At 69.0% G+C, this 14977-nt stretch carries 12 protein-coding genes; 11 read left to right on the top strand and 1 reads right to left on the bottom strand.

Translation table 11 applies throughout. The features are described 5' to 3' along the window. Positions 1-67: 67 nt before the first annotated feature. The 5 genes from EL338_RS07900 to EL338_RS07920 all read left to right on the top strand — a co-directional run bounded on the left by EL338_RS07900 (position 68) and on the right by EL338_RS07920 (position 6276). Positions 68-1081: a LacI family DNA-binding transcriptional regulator gene (locus tag EL338_RS07900; protein WP_126333219.1), complete on the top strand. Its 1014-nt coding sequence runs from the start codon at positions 68-70 to the stop codon at positions 1079-1081. A gap of 432 nt (positions 1082-1513) precedes the next feature. Next, a complete protein-coding gene (locus EL338_RS07905; RefSeq protein ID WP_235666402.1) occupies positions 1514-3481 on the top strand; it encodes a 2-oxoacid:acceptor oxidoreductase subunit alpha in 1968 nt (655 codons plus the stop codon). Continuing rightward, positions 3478-4566, top strand: coding sequence for a 2-oxoacid:ferredoxin oxidoreductase subunit beta (locus tag EL338_RS07910; RefSeq protein ID WP_126333221.1), 1089 nt, complete (start codon positions 3478-3480; stop codon positions 4564-4566). Before EL338_RS07905 ends, EL338_RS07910 begins: the two co-directional genes overlap by 4 nt. Positions 4567-4671: 105 nt before the next feature. After that, entirely contained in the window at positions 4672-5235 is a 564-nt protein-coding gene (mobA, locus tag EL338_RS07915; RefSeq protein WP_126333222.1) for a molybdenum cofactor guanylyltransferase, read from the top strand. A 717-nt stretch (positions 5236-5952) separates the two neighbouring features. Further along, a complete protein-coding gene (locus EL338_RS07920; protein WP_126333223.1) occupies positions 5953-6276 on the top strand; it encodes a transglycosylase family protein in 324 nt (107 codons plus the stop codon). Between the two features lie 69 nt (positions 6277-6345). Here the strand turns inward: EL338_RS07920 and EL338_RS07925 are convergent, their stop codons facing one another. Further along, the gene (locus tag EL338_RS07925; protein WP_126333224.1) at positions 6346-7518 is read right to left on the bottom strand and encodes an FAD-dependent oxidoreductase; all 1173 of its coding nucleotides are present in this window, start codon (positions 7516-7518) and stop codon (positions 6346-6348) included. A 71-nt stretch (positions 7519-7589) separates the two neighbouring features. Here EL338_RS07925 and EL338_RS07930 point away from each other — a divergent pair, with 71 nt between their 5' ends. From EL338_RS07930 to EL338_RS07955, 6 genes are all read left to right on the top strand, one after another. Continuing rightward, positions 7590-8858 carry a saccharopine dehydrogenase family protein gene (locus EL338_RS07930; RefSeq protein WP_126333225.1) on the top strand — a complete coding sequence of 423 codons (1269 nt, stop codon included), beginning with the start codon at positions 7590-7592 and terminating at the stop codon, positions 8856-8858. Positions 8859-8951: 93 nt separating this feature from the next. Then, entirely contained in the window at positions 8952-9557 is a 606-nt protein-coding gene (locus EL338_RS07935; RefSeq protein ID WP_126333226.1) for a DUF937 domain-containing protein, read from the top strand. 118 nt (positions 9558-9675) lie between these two features. Continuing rightward, positions 9676-12342, top strand: coding sequence for a valine--tRNA ligase (locus EL338_RS07940; protein WP_126333227.1), 2667 nt, complete (start codon positions 9676-9678; stop codon positions 12340-12342). After that, a complete protein-coding gene (folC, locus tag EL338_RS07945) occupies positions 12339-13751 on the top strand; it encodes a bifunctional tetrahydrofolate synthase/dihydrofolate synthase (RefSeq protein WP_126333228.1) in 1413 nt (470 codons plus the stop codon). Before EL338_RS07940 ends, folC begins: the two co-directional genes overlap by 4 nt. Before the next feature lie 56 nt (positions 13752-13807). Then, positions 13808-14134: a DUF4233 domain-containing protein gene (locus tag EL338_RS07950; protein WP_179967258.1), complete on the top strand. Its 327-nt coding sequence runs from the start codon at positions 13808-13810 to the stop codon at positions 14132-14134. Positions 14135-14168: 34 nt separating this feature from the next. Continuing rightward, a complete protein-coding gene (locus EL338_RS07955) occupies positions 14169-14945 on the top strand; it encodes a M15 family metallopeptidase (protein ID WP_235666403.1) in 777 nt (258 codons plus the stop codon). The last annotated feature ends 32 nt before the right edge of the window (positions 14946-14977 follow it).

A 14977-nucleotide genomic window follows, 5' to 3' on the forward strand; every position in this document is an offset into this window, starting at 1 on the left:
CAATGGGACACAATCAACACCAAAAAGCCATCAAAAAACCATCACTGACAAGGGGGTCGAGGAGCCGATGGCGCACCGCTACAAGGTCCGCGAGATCGCCCAACAGGCCGGGCTCAGCGAGGCGACCGTCGACCGGGTGCTCAACGACCGCCCGGGGGTGCGCGAGAGCACCCGGGCCGAGGTGCTGCAGGCCATCGCGGATCTCGACAAACAGCGCGCCCAGCTGCGGCTCAACGGCCGGCGCTACCTGATCGACGTCGTCATGCAGACCCCGCAGCGGTTCTCCGACGAGTTCCGCGCGGCCGTCGAGGCCGAGTTGCCGACGTTCGCGCCGGCGATGCTGCGCGCCCGGTTCCACCTGTGGGAAACGGGCACCGCGCAGGCCACGCTGGACCGGTTGGCGCGGCTGCGCGGCAGCCACGGCGTCATCCTCAAGGCCCAGGACCAGCCCGAGGTGGCCGAGGCCATCGATGCGCTGGAGGCCGCGGGGACCCCGGTGGTCACCTACACGACCGACGTCGCCAGCAGCGCCCGCACCGGCTATGTCGGGATCGATAACCACGGCGCGGGCAGCACGGCGGCGTATCTGGTCCGGCAGTGGCTGGGGCCGGCCGCCGGCGCGGGCACGCCGGTCCTGATCACGCTGAGTCGGACCGTCTTCCGCGGCGAGGGGGAGCGCGAGGTCGGCTTCCGCGCCGCGCTGCGCGGGTCCGGCTACGAGGTGGTCGACGTGTCCGACAGCGACGGCATCGACGAGACCAACGAGCGACTGGTGCTCGAGGCGCTACGCCGCCACCCCGGGATCGAGGCCGTCTACTCCGTCGGCGGCGGTAACGCCGCGACGGTCTCGGCGTTCGAGAAGCTCGGCCGGGCCTGCCGGGTCTTCATCGCCCACGATCTCGACGTCGACAACCGGCGGCTGCTGCGGGAGGGCAAGATCTCCGCGGTCCTGCACAACGACCTGCGCGCCGACGCGCGGTTGGCGCTGCGGATGATCCTGCAGGCGCGCGGGGCGATCCCTGCCGAGCCCGCGAAGTTGGTCCCGGTCCAAATCGTTACCCCTTACAACATTCCGGGGTGATAGTGTAATGCTGAGCGATCGCTCAGCAGCGGCTGGGCGAAGTTACTCGCGCGTATTCCCAGGTTCTTAGAGTTCGGCCCGTGGCGAAAGTGAGGAAACACACATTCATGCCTCGGTTCACGTACCCTTATGGCTCTGAACTGCGCCTTCGGGCGCGGACGATCGGCGTGTCGACACACCCCGGCGCGTGGGGTCGCCTAAGAGAAGTGCAATAATCGTGACTACCAGTGACACCAACTACGGATGGTCCGCTATAACGGCGCGTCCGCATTCGGATGGCGACGCCCGGGAGATCCCCAGGCATACCGAAGTCCAGGGTCATACAAGCACACATCAGCGCATGTAGAGACACCTACAGGACGAGATTTAACCCAAGACAAACAGATATCAGCCCAGACAACAACGCAGACAGTGCAGACGAAAGGCGGAGACGTGGGTCCAAGCGACAGCACGCCAGTCGATGGGACTCCGAGCGTCAATGGTTCGGCGACACACCCAAGGCAGAAGCTGGAGAAGGTCGTCATCCGGTTCGCCGGTGACTCCGGCGACGGCATGCAGCTCACGGGTGACCGGTTCACCTCGGAGGCCGCGCTCTTCGGCAACGACCTCGCGACCCAGCCCAACTATCCCGCGGAGATCCGTGCGCCGCAGGGCACGCTGCCCGGCGTCTCGTCGTTCCAGATCCAGATCGCCGATTTCGACATCCTGACGGCCGGCGACCGGCCCGACGTGCTCGTGGCCATGAACCCGGCCGCGCTCAAGGCCAACATCGGCGACCTGCCGCGCGGCGGTCTGGTGATCGCCAACTCCGACGAGTTCACCAAGCGCAACCTGGCCAAGGTCGGTTACGAGGCCAACCCGCTGGAGAACGAGGAGCTGTCCGAGTACGTCGTGCAGGCCGTGCCGATGACCACGCTGACCCTGGGCGCCGTCGAGGAGATCGGCGCCACCAAGAAGGACGGTCAGCGCGCCAAGAACATGTTCGCCCTCGGGCTGCTGTCCTGGATGTACGGCCGGCCGATCGAGACCAGCGAGACGTTCATCCGGGAGAAGTTCGCCCGCAAGCCCGACATCGCCGAGGCCAACGTGCTGGCGCTCAAGGCCGGCTGGAACTACGGCGAGACCACCGAGGCCTTCGGCACCACCTACGAGATCGCCCCGGCCAAGCTGCCCGAGGGCGAGTACCGGCAGATCTCGGGTAACACCGCGCTGGCCTACGGGCTGGTCGCCGCGGGTCACCTCGCCGACCTGCAGGTGATGCTGGGCAGCTACCCGATCACCCCGGCCTCGGACATCCTGCACGAGCTGTCCAAGCACAAGCACTTCAACGTCCTGACCTTCCAGGCCGAGGACGAGATCGCCGGCATCGGCTCGGCCATCGGCGCCTCCTACGGCGGCTCGCTGGGCGTGACCACCACCTCCGGCCCCGGCATCTCGCTGAAGTCCGAGGCCATGGGCCTGGCCGTGATGACCGAGCTGCCGCTGGTGATCGTCGACGTGCAGCGCGGCGGCCCCTCGACGGGTCTGCCGACCAAGACCGAACAGTCCGACCTGCTGCAGGCGATGTTCGGCCGCAACGGTGAATCGCCGGTGGCCGTGCTGGCGCCGCGCTCGCCGTCCGACTGCTTCGACATGGCCCTGGAGGCCGCCCGGATCGCTGTGAAGTACCACACCCCGGTGGTGTTGCTGTCCGACGGCGCGATCGCCAACGGCTCGGAGCCGTGGCGGATTCCGGACATCGCCGGCTACGAGAAGATCGAGCACACCTTCGCCAAGCAGGGTGAGCCGTTCCAGCCGTACGCCCGTGATGCGGACACGCTGGCCCGGCAGTTCGCCGTGCCCGGCACGCCCGGACTCGAGCACCGCATCGGCGGCCTGGAATCGGCCAACGGGTCGGGCAACATCTCCTACGAGCCCGCCAACCACGACCTGATGGTCCGGCTGCGGCAGCAGAAGATCGAGGGGATCGAGGTACCCGACCTCGAGGTCGACGATCCGACCGGCGATGCCGAACTGCTGCTGCTCGGCTGGGGCAGTTCGTACGGACCGATCGGTGAAGCCTGCCGACGGGCGCGGCGCAAGGGCATCAAGGTGGCCCACGCACAGCTGCGCTATCTCAATCCATTCCCGGCCAACCTCGGTGACGTGCTGAAGCGTTACCCCAAGGTGGTCGCTCCCGAGATGAACCTCGGCCAGCTCGCGCTGCTGTTGCGCGGCAAGTTCCTGGTCGACGTGCAGTCGGTGACCAAGGTGCAGGGAATGGCGTTTCTGGCCGACGAGGTCGAGGGCATCATCGACGCGGCTCTCGATGGCACGTTGGCCGAAAAGGAAAGTGACAAAGCCAAATTCGCGCGCGTGGCGGCAGCCACGGTGGATTCCGGCGTAGGAGCGAACGTATGACGGATTTGATGGGAAGCATCAGCGGTGTCGACCTGGGTATCACGCCCGGTCCGAGCAAGACCAGCGGGGTGCCCACCACCGACGTGCCTCAGAAGGGCAAGGACTTCACCAGTGACCAGGAGGTCCGCTGGTGCCCCGGTTGCGGCGACTACGTCATCCTCAACACCATCCGCAACTTCCTCCCGGAGTTGGGGCTCAAGCGCGAGAACATGGTGTTCGTCAGCGGCATCGGCTGCTCGAGCCGTTTCCCGTACTACCTGGAGACCTACGGATTCCACTCGATCCACGGTCGCGCGCCGACCATCGCCACCGGCCTGACGCTGGCGCGCGATGACCTGTCGGTCTGGGTGGTCACCGGTGACGGTGACGCGCTCTCGATCGGTGGCAACCACCTGATCCACGCGCTGCGCCGCAACATGAACATCACCATCCTGCTGTTCAACAACCGGATCTACGGCCTGACCAAGGGGCAGTACTCGCCCACCTCGGAGGTCGGCAAGGTCACCAAGTCGACGCCGATGGGTTCGCTGGACACGCCGTTCAACCCCGTGTCGCTGGCGTTGGGCGCCGAGGCCACCTTCGTCGGTCGGGCGCTGGACTCCGACCGTGCCGGCCTGACCGCGGTGTTGCGCGGGGCCGCCGAGCACCGCGGCGCCGCGATCGTCGAAATCCTGCAGGACTGCCCGATTTTCAACGACGGCTCGTTCGACGTGCTGCGCAAGGACGGCGCCGAGGAGCGCGTCATCCGGGTCACCCAGGGTGAACCGATCACCTTCGGCGCCGACGGTGAATACTGCGTCGTGCGTTCGGGATTCGGGCTCGACGTGGCCAAGACCGCCGATGTGGCGGCCGAGGACATCGTCGTGCACGACGCCACGATCGCGGATCCGGCCTACTCGTTCGCGCTGTCGCGGCTGAGTGACCAGAACCTCGAGCACACCGTGATGGGCATCTTCCGTCAGGTGAGTCGTCCGACCTACAACGATCAGGCCCGGGCGCAGGTGGCGTCGGCGCGGGAGACCATCCCCAACGACACCGCCGCCCTGCAGTCGCTGCTGCGTGGCCGTGACACCTGGACCGTCTGACACCTGGACCGTCTGACACCGAACCGACCCTTTGGGCGCGAAATCCTCACGGATTTCGCGCCCAAAGGCCTTTTTCGGCCCGGGCCGCGGGCTAATCTGTGTGCCATGTCCTCCCCATTGGCCGGCGTCGTGCTGGCCGGTGGGGCGTCGCGACGGATGGGCCGCGACAAGGCCACGGTGCTGTTCGGTGGCCCCGATGGCGATCAGACCATGGTCGAGTTGGTGGTCGCCGCGCTGAGTGCCCGCTGCACTCCCGTCTTCGTCATCGCCGCACCAGGACAACAACTTCCGGACTTGCCGGCCACCATCCTGCGCGACGAGATCCGCGGCGTCGGGCCGCTGCTGGCCACGGGGCGGGGCCTGCGGGCCGCCGCCGAGGCCGGTCGGGAACGCGCGTTCGTCTGCGCCGTGGACATGCCGCTGATGACTCCCGCGCTCATCGACGAACTGGCCGCCCACGTCGGCCCCGACGTGGTGTTGCCGTGGGACGGCCGCGACCACTACCTGGCGGGCATCTACGCGACGTCCTTGGCCGACCGCATCGATGGCCTCGTCGCCGCCGGCGAACGCAGCATGCGCGCGCTCGTGGACACGGTGCACACCCAGCGGATCGTGCTCGACCCGACGCCGGCCCTGACCAATATCAACTCCGCGGCGGATCTGCCCTGAGGCCGGCGGGCCAATGGCGTTGCGCGGCAAGGGGATAGCTCCCATTCATCGCCGCGATTCACCACGCCGCGGCGACAATCCGATATCGCCGGCGCGCGCTGAAACAATGGTTTGGTAACGGCGCCTACCCGAATTCGTTAGTCGGGCTCGATATTGCCGACGCAAACTGTTGAATTGGGCCCGGGGCGCCGCCGAAATGCCGAGTCACGACTTTCACAACCGTAACGCTGCTACCAGAATGGCTGTCCTGCAATCGATTTGGCGGCCAGATCGTTACGTGTGCGGGGTCACAAAATCGTGGTGATTCGCGTCACAAATACGGCCACGGCGTGCGAGATCGCAGCGCTTTCAGAATCCCCGCGTGACCTGCACAGATTTCTCTCAGGTTCGACCGTGATCTGTCCGTTATCAAACCGAGATACCCGTTTTGGCGATGTGACTAACCCGAATCGGGTCCGTACGTTCGATTCCGACCCGAACAGGGAAACGAAAAACTGAATCTACGAACCCCTGCGTGTGAATGGGGCCGTGAGAGGCCGACAGGCCTCACCGGCCGCCGGACCGATGTTCCGGCGGGGTGCTCTACCCCCCGTTGTCGTGCCTGACCGAGATGGCACGCCCCAACCCAAACGCTGGCCTGGCGACAGGCATCACACGTCCGACTCGAAGCCGAGTTGGACGTGTTCATCGGCGCGCGCGTTGCGAAAGGAATGACCTTTGAAGAACCTCCGGAAGAAGCTCACCATGGCCGCCATCGGTGGAGCGATTGTTGCCGCTCCGCTGGCCCTGGGGACCGCTACCGCCAACGCGGACAGCGTCAACTGGGATGCCATCGCGGCCTGCGAGTCCGGCGGTAACTGGGCCATCAACACCGGTAACGGGTACTACGGTGGCCTGCAGTTCTCCATGAGCACCTGGCACGCCAACGGCGGCTCCGGCTCGCCGCACAACGCCAGCAAGTCCGAGCAGATCCGCGTCGCGGAGAACACCCTGCGCAGCCAGGGCATCGGCGCGTGGCCGAGCTGCGGCGGACGCGGCTAACACCACCTTCAACGCGCACAGCGCCGGACACTGCCGAAGTGTCCGGCGCTGTTGCGTTCGGTGCGAGGGTCAGACCACGGGCAGCCGGAACGCCGACCCGGCGGCGATGCCGGCCAGATGCCGCGTCAACAGCGCCTCGGGGATCAGCACGGTGGCCCGACTCGCGGCCGCACCGAGAACAGCCGGCCGCAGGTTGACCACCCGGCCCACCAACTTCGACTCCCACACCAGGCGCCGCAGTCGCGGCCGGCGCACCGCCGCGTACCGGGCGAAGGACCCCGGCAGATCCGAGGGCTCCGCGCCGATGAGGTGCGCCAGGATCGCGGCGTCCTCCAACCCCTGACAGCCGCCCTGGCCGAGATGGGGCCGCATCGGGTGGGCCGCGTCGCCGACGAGCACCACGGCCCCCGCGGCCCAGGTGCGGGCGGGAGCGCGGTCGTACAGATCGTTGCGCAGGACCTGTTCGGTCGCGGTGGCCGCCAGCACGGCGGGCACCGGGTGGGCCCAGTCGGCGAACTTCGCGCGCAGGTAGGCCAGCTCCCCGTCGGGGCAGCGGTGACCCTCCGGGAGTCGCTCGGTGGCGAACCAATAGGTGCGGTCGGCGCCCAGGGGCACATGACCCACCTCGGTCCCGGCGCCCAGCGTCTCCCCGGCCAGGTCCGGGTCCAGTGCGACATCGGCGACGCCGCGCCAGGCCGTGTACCCGGCGTAGCGCGCGGGCAACGCGCCGTTGAGGTGCCGCGCCACCACCGAGTTCACCCCGTCGGCGCCGATCACCGCGTCCGCCTCGATGCGCTCACCGGCCGCGGTGCGCACCGCGGCGCCGGTCGCCGTGCGTTCGACGGCGCGCACCGCCACGCCGTAGGACACCGTCCCGTCGCGCAACGCACCGGTGAGGATGTCGCCCAGCGCGCCGCGCTGGATCACCACGAGCGGCTCGCCGAGCGCCTTGACCATGCGCTGCGCCGACGGCCGGCGCAGCCAGGTGCCGTCGTGCCAGCGCAACGCCCCGGCGGTGACCCGCCCGCCGGCCTGCCGCACCGGGTCGCCCAGCCCGATCTCGTCGAGGGCGGCCAGAGCGTTGGGCCAGATGCTGATGCCCGCGCCGATCGCGGTATCCCGGCGCTCCTCGAACACCCGCACCGAATGGCCGCGGCGCTGCAGCGCCGCCGCGGTGGCCAGGCCGGCGATCCCGGCGCCGACGACGAGAAAGGATCTGCCCGCGCCCGCGCCGCCCGTCACAATTCGAACCTAGGGCACCGCGGCGCGATTGCCTCGGGGGCGGCGCCGCCGACGGCGGTAGGTTGATTCCCATGGCCGAAACACAACGGGAATCCGACCGCGAATTCGACATCGTCGTGTACGGCGCGACAGGGTTCGTGGGCAAGCTGACCGCCGAGTATCTGTCCCGCGCGGGCACCGGGGCGCGCATCGCGCTGGCCGGGCGTTCCCCCGACAAGGTGCTGGCCGTGCGCGACTCGCTGGGCGCCGCGGCGCAGGACTGGCCGATCCTCACCGCGGACGCATCCTCGCCCTCGACGCTCAACGACATGGCCGCCCGCACCCGGGTGGTCATCACCACCGTCGGCCCGTATGCGAAGTACGGTCTGCCGCTGGTCGCGGCCTGCGCGGCGGCCGGCACCGATTACGCGGACCTGACCGGGGAACCCAACTTCATCCTCGAGAGCATGGACCTCTACCACAAGCAGGCCATCGACACCGGCGCGCGGATCGTGCACGCGTGCGGGTTCGACTCCATCCCGTCGGACATGAACGTCTACGCGCTCTACAAGCGGGCACAGGCCGACGGGGCGGGCGAACTGCGGGACACCAACCTGGTGGTGCGGACCTTCGCCGGCGGGGTGTCCGGCGGTACGACGGCCTCGATGCTGGAGTTGATGACGGCGGCCTCGAACGACCCGAAGCTGCGCGACGAACTCAACGATCCCTACACGTTGAGCCCGGACCGCGGTGCCGAGCCGAACCTGGGCGCCCAGCCCGACGTGCGGTGGCGCCGCGGCGCCGAGATCGCCCCCGAACTGCGCGGATACTGGACCGCGGCGTTCGCGATGGCGATGCCCAACAGCCGAATTGTGCGGCGCAGCAACGCGTTACTGGACTACGCCTACGGCCGCAAGTTCGAATACGGCGAGCAGATGAGCGTCGGCCGGTCGCTGGTGGCGCCGCTGGCGGCCGCCGCGGTGACGGGGGTCAACGCGGCGGCGCTGGGCCTGGGGAGCCGCTTCTTCAAGTTCCTGCCGCGCGGCCTCGTCGACCGCGTGGTCCCCAAGCCGGGCGAGGGTCCCAGCGAACAAACCAGGGAACGCGGCCACTACACCATCGAGACCTACACCACCACCGCCACCGGGGCGCGCTACCGGGCCACGATCGCCCAGCAGGGCGACCCCGGATACAAGGCCACCGCGGTGCTGCTGGGGGAGACCGGCCTGGCGTTGGCCTTGGACCGCGAGGCGCTATCTCCGCTGCGTGGCGTGCTGACCCCGGCTGCGGCGGCCGGGGACGCGCTGCTGACCAGACTGCCCGCCGCCGGGGTCACGCTGACCACGGAACGGCTGGGCTGAATCACCGACGATCACGCCTGAACCAAGATCGTTTGGACTACTGTCATCGGCGAAATACGTCCACAAATAGCAAAGACAGACAGAAGGTGAAGCATGGCCGGACTCGACGATCTGTTCGCACAGATCCCGGTACAAGACATCGCGAGCAGGCTCGGTGCGCCCGAGGGTGAGGTCAACAACGCCATCCAGCAACTGGTGCCGGCGCTGGTGGGCGGCCTGCAGGTGAACGCGCAGAACGATGACCAGGTGGCCAGCAAGATCGCCTCCTCGGCCGAGAAGCACGCCGGACTGCTCGACGGCGGCGTGGCCGTCGACGACGTGGACGAGAACGACGGCGACAAGATCGTCGCCAACATCTTCGGCGGCAACAACAGCGACACCGTGGCGTCCGCGCTGGCCGGCGGTGGTGCCGGTGGCGCCGGCGGCGACCTGATCAAGCGGCTGCTGCCGATCCTGGCGCCCATCGTGCTGGCCTACATCGGCAAGCAGTTCGCCGGCAACAACGCCCCGGCCCAGGCCCAGCAGGGCGGCGGCGGGGTGCTCGGCGACGTGCTCGGCAGCATCCTCGGCGGCGCGACCGGCGGCGGTGGCGGCAACAACGCACTGGGCAGCATCCTGGGCAGCGTGCTCGGCGGCGGCAGCGGTGGCAACAACCCGATCGGCGACATCCTGGGCGGGTTGCTGGGCGGTAAGAAGTAACAAACGTCGACCCGGTGGCGGGCGCGGTTCAGCGAACGCGACCGGTTCCGAAGGCCCCCGATCTCCGTCGAGGTCGGGGGCCTTCGCGTCGGTTTGAGCTGCTACCTAGAATCGATGGGTGACCGCCACCCCTAATACCCGCGCTGAATCCCTTCCGAAGTCCTGGGATCCGCAGGCCGTAGAGAGCGAGCTGTACCAGGGGTGGGTGGACGCCGGTTACTTCACCGCCGACCCCGCCAGCGACAAGCCGGCCTACTCCATCGTGTTGCCGCCGCCGAATGTGACCGGCAGCCTGCACATGGGCCACGCGCTGGACCACACCCTGATGGACGCGCTGACCCGCCGCAAGCGGATGCAGGGCTTCGAGGTGCTGTGGCTGCCCGGCATGGACCACGCCGGCATCGCCACCCAGAGCGTCGTCGAGAAGCAGCTCGCCGCCGACGGCACCACCAAGGAAGACCTCGGCCGCGAGAAGTTCATCGAGAAGGTGTGGGACTGGAAGCGCGAGTCCGGCGGCACCATCGGCGACCAGATGCGCCGGATCGGCGACGGCGTCGACTGGAGTCGCGACCGCTTCACCATGGACGAGGGGCTGTCCAGGGCGGTCCGCACGATCTTCAAGCGGCTCTACGACGCCGGGCTGATCTATCAGGCCGAGCGGCTGGTGAACTGGTCGCCGGTGCTCGAGACCGCCATCAGTGACCTCGAGGTCAAGTACTCCGACGTCGAGGGCGAGTTGGTGTCCTTCCGGTACGGCTCGATGTCCGATGCCGAGCCGCATCTGGTGGTGGCCACCACCCGGGTGGAAACCATGTTGGGCGACACCGCGATCGCGGTACACCCCGACGACGAGCGGTACCGAGCCCTGGTCGGCACCACCTTGCCGCACCCGTTCCTGGACCGCGAGATCCGCATCGTCGCCGACGGGCACGTGGATCCCGAGTTCGGCACCGGCGCGGTCAAGGTGACCCCGGCGCACGACCCGAACGACTTCGAGATCGGGCTGCGCCATCAGCTGCCGATGCCCACCATGATGGACACCAAGGGCCGGATCGCCGACACCGGAACCGAATTCGACGGCATGGACCGGTTCGAGGCCCGGGTGGCGATCCGCGAGGCGCTGGCGGCGCAGGGCCGCATCGTCGAGGAGAAGCGCCCCTATCTGCACAGCGTCGGCCATTCCGAGCGCAGCGGCGAGCCCATCGAGCCGCGGTTGAGCCTGCAGTGGTGGGTCAAGGTCGAGTCGCTGGCCAAGGCCTCCGGGGACGCGGTGCGCAACGGCGACACCGTGATCCACCCGCCGAGCCTGGAACCGCGCTGGTTCTCCTGGGTCGACGACATGCACGACTGGTGCATCTCCCGGCAGCTGTGGTGGGGGCACCGCATCCCGATCTGGCACGGCCCCGACGGCCAGAAGGTGTGCGTGGGCCCCGACGAGACGCCGCCGGAGGGCTGGGAACAGGACCCGGACGTGCTGGACACCTGGTTCTCCTCGGCGCTGTGGCCGTTCTCGACCATGGGCTGGCCCGACCGCACCCCCGAACTCGCGAAGTTCTATCCCACCACGGTGCTGGTGACCGGCTACGACATCCTGTTCTTCTGGGTGGCCCGGATGATGATGTTCGGCACCTTCGTCGGCGACGACGCGGCCATCACCGCCGACGGTGCCCGCGGCCCGCAGGTCCCGTTCCAGAATGTGTTCCTGCACGGCCTGATTCGTGACGAACACGGCAGCAAGATGAGCAAGTCGAAGGGCAACGGCATCGACCCGCTGGACTGGGTCGAGTTGTTCGGTGCCGACGCGCTGCGCTTCACCCTGGCCCGCGGTGCCAGCCCCGGCGGTGACCTGTCGATCGGCGAGGACCACGCCCGGGCATCGCGCAACTTCGCCACCAAGGTGTTCAACGCGACCCGCTTCGCGCTGATCAACGGTGCCGCCCCGGCCGAGTTGCCCGCCCTCGACGCGCTCACCGACGCCGACCGCTGGATCCTCGGCCGGCTCGAACAGGTGCGCGCCGAGGTGGATTCGGCGTTCGACGCCTACGAGTTCAGCCGGGCGTGCGAGTCGCTGTACCACTTCGCCTGGGACGAGTTCTGCGACTGGTACGTCGAACTCGCCAAGGTGCAGATCGGCGCACAGGACGCGACCGGCGCGGCGCACACCTCCGCGGTGCTGGCCACGGTGCTCGACAGCCTGCTCAAGCTGCTGCACCCGGTGATGCCGTTCGTCACCGAGGTGTTGTGGAAGGCGCTCACCGGTGCGGAGTCCCTCGTCGTCGCGCCGTGGCCGCAGCCCAGCGGCATCGCGTTGGAACCGGCGGCGGCCAAACGGGTTTCGGACATGCAGAAGCTGGTGACCGAGGTGCGCCGGTTCCGCAGCGATCAGGGCCTGGCCGACCGGCAAAAGGTGCCGGCCCGGCTGTCCGGCACCGACGCGGCCGACATCACCTCACAGCTGGCCGCGGTGCACGCGCTGGCCTGGTTGACCGGCGCCGAGGACGGCTTCACCCCGACCGCCTCGATCGAGGTGCGCCTGACCGACGGAACCGTGCTGGTGGAGGTCGACACCTCCGGCACCGTCGACGTCGCCGCCGAGCGCCGCCGGCTGGAGAAGGACCTGGCCGCCGCGCAGAAGGAATTGACCGGCACCACAGCGAAGTTGGGCAACGAGGCGTTCCTGGCCAAGGCCCCCGAGCCGGTCGTCGCGAAGATCCGGGAACGGCAGCGGCTGGCCACCGAGGAAGTCGAGCGCATCAGCACCAGGCTGGGTGCGTTGCCCACATGAGTGCACCCACTCCGGACGAGATCGCCGCGCTGCTGCAGGTCGAGCATCTGCTCGACCAGCGCTGGCCGGAGACCAAGATCGAGCCGTCGACCGCGCGCATCGCCGCGCTGCTGGAGATGCTGGGGTCACCGCAGCTGTCCTATCCGTGCATCCACGTCGCGGGCACCAACGGCAAGACCTCGGTCGCGCGGATCATCGACGCGCTGCTGACCGCGCTGCACCGCCGCACCGGACGCACCACCAGCCCGCATCTGCAGTCGGCCGTCGAACGCATCGCGATCGACGGAAAGCCCATCAGCCCAGCGCTGTACGTGGACACCTACCGCGAGCTCGAGCCGTTCATCCAGCTGGTCGACCAGCAGTCGGAGTCCGGCGCGCTCGGTGCCCCCGGCCCGGCCATGAGCAAGTTCGAGGTGCTCACCGCGATGGCGTTCGCGGCGTTCGCCGACGCCCCGGTGGACATCGCGGTCGTCGAGGTGGGGTTGGGGGGCCGCTGGGACGCCACCAACGTCGTCAGCGCGCCCGTCGCCGTGATCACCCCCGTCGGCGTCGACCACGCCGAGTACCTCGGCTCCGACATCGCCGGCATCGCCCGGGAGAAGGCCGGGGTGATCAAGCGCCAACCCGACGACCTGGTGCCCGTCGACACCGTCGCCATCATCGCCGAGCAGACCCCCGAGGCCATGGAGGCGCTGCTGGCCCAGGCCGTCGAGGCCGACGCCGCGGTGGCCCGCGAGGGTTCGGAGTTCGCGGTGCTGAGCCGGCAGGTCGCCATCGGCGGGCAGCTGCTGGAACTGCAGGGCCTCGGCGGGGTGTACTCCGAGGTGTTCCTGCCCCTGCACGGCGCGCATCAGGCGCACAACGCCGTCGTCGCGCTGGCCGCGGTGGAGGCGTTCTTCGGGGCCGGCGCCGAGAGACAACTCGACATCGACGCGGTGCGGGCCGGTTTCGCCGCCGTCGCCAGCCCCGGCCGGTTGGAGCGGATGCGCAGCGCCCCAACGGTATTCATCGACGCGGCGCACAACCCGGCCGGTGCCGGCGCGCTGGCCGCCGCGTTGGCCGAGGAGTTCGACTTCCAGTACCTGGTGGGCGTGGTCGCGGTGATGGCCGACAAGGACGTCGACGGCATCCTCGCGGCCCTCGAGCCCGCGTTCGATCAGATCGTGGTCACCCACAACGGTTCGGCGCGCGGGATGGACGTCGCCGAACTCGCCCTGCGGGCCGAGGAACGCTTCGGTCCGGAGCGCGTGATTGTCGCGCAGACCCTGGCCGACGCCATCGAGACCGCCACCGCGGTGGCCGAGGACGCCGGCGCGGACGCGGCGATGTCGGGCACCGGCATCGTCATCACCGGTTCGGTCGTGACCGCCGGCGCCGCGCGCACACTGTTCGGGAGGGAACCGGAGTGACCGATCAGGAACCGACACCGGCCGACGCGGACCCGTGGAAGAGCTTCCGCGGCGTCATGGCGGCGACGCTCATCCTCGAGGCCATCGTGGTGCTGCTCGCCCTGCCGGTGGTCGGCACGGTCGGCGGGGGACTGACGCCCGTCTCCACCGCGTTCCTGGTGGCCTTCGCGCTGGTGCTGGTGCTGATGTCCGGCATCCAGGGCCGGCCCTGGGCGATCTGGGCCAACCTGGGCGTGCAGGTGATCCTGATCGCGGGCTGGGCGCTGTATCCCGGGGTGGGTTTCATCGGAATCATCTTCGGCATCGTCTGGCTGATGATCGTCTACCTGCGCGCCGAGGTGCTGCGCCGGCAGCGACGGGGTTTGCTGCCCGGTCAACAGTAGCCCCCGCCCGCCGGTTGAGGGGACCATCGATGCGGTGAGGTACCTGCCTGCGTCCCGGTCCCGCGCCACCGTCGGCGCGGCGGTCGTCGCCGTGCTGGTCGGTTGCAGCCCGGCACCCGAACCCGCCCCGCCGTCGACCCCGTCGAGCAGCGCGGTTGCCCCGACCACTGCGCCCGAAACCACGGCGACCGTCGTTGCGCCCCCGCCGCCAGCACCGCCCCCGCCCGCACCGCCGGCCCCGCCCGTCGACCCACCGCCGGCCACCACCCATCCGGTCACCGCCGCGGAGCTGGGTGCCAGCTGGCGTCCGGACTGTCCCGTCGACCCGGCGCAGCTGCGGCGAATCAACCTGAGCCACATCGACTTCGAGGGCCAGACCCGGCGCGGGGACCTGGTGGTGCACCAGGACCTGGCGGACGAGGTCATCGAGATCTTCGGCGAGCTGTACCGGATGCGCTATCCGATCGCGAAAATGGTGACCCTGGACCACTATCCGGGCGCCTCGGACGAGGCGTCGATGGAGGACAACAACACCTCGGCGTTCAACTGCCGGCGCATCCCCGGCAGCGGCAGTTGGTCGTTCCACGCCCGCGGCCGCGCCATCGACATCAACCCCGTGCTGAACCCGTTCATCGACGGCAGCGGTGCGGTCGAACCGCGCAACGGTGCGCCGTTCGTCGATCGGCGTCGCGTCGACGCCGGGACGTTGCACGACGGCGGTTCGGCGGTGCGGGCGTTCACCGATCGCGGCTGGGTCTGGGGCGGGCACTGGCGCAGCCCGCTGGACTACCAGCACTTCGAACACCGATGACGATCAGCGGCCGATCTTGGCACCCGGTACGC

The sequence above is a fragment of the Mycolicibacterium chitae genome (genome assembly GCF_900637205.1).
Lineage (GTDB): Bacteria > Actinomycetota > Actinomycetes > Mycobacteriales > Mycobacteriaceae > Mycobacterium > Mycobacterium chitae.

What these genes read in the sequence shown, in the direction of transcription:
- EL338_RS07900 (WP_126333219.1), top strand. Translation starts at nt 68, where the DNA reads ATGGCGCACCGCTACAAGGTCCGCGAGATCGCCCAACAGGCCGGGCTC.
- EL338_RS07910 (WP_126333221.1), top strand. Translation starts at nt 3,478, where the DNA reads ATGACGGATTTGATGGGAAGCATCAGCGGTGTCGACCTGGGTATCACG.
- mobA (WP_126333222.1), top strand. Translation starts at nt 4,672, where the DNA reads ATGTCCTCCCCATTGGCCGGCGTCGTGCTGGCCGGTGGGGCGTCGCGA.
- EL338_RS07930 (WP_126333225.1), top strand. Translation starts at nt 7,590, where the DNA reads ATGGCCGAAACACAACGGGAATCCGACCGCGAATTCGACATCGTCGTG.
- EL338_RS07935 (WP_126333226.1), top strand. Translation starts at nt 8,952, where the DNA reads ATGGCCGGACTCGACGATCTGTTCGCACAGATCCCGGTACAAGACATC.
- folC (WP_126333228.1), top strand. Translation starts at nt 12,339, where the DNA reads ATGAGTGCACCCACTCCGGACGAGATCGCCGCGCTGCTGCAGGTCGAG.
- EL338_RS07950 (WP_179967258.1), top strand. Translation starts at nt 13,808, where the DNA reads ATGGCGGCGACGCTCATCCTCGAGGCCATCGTGGTGCTGCTCGCCCTG.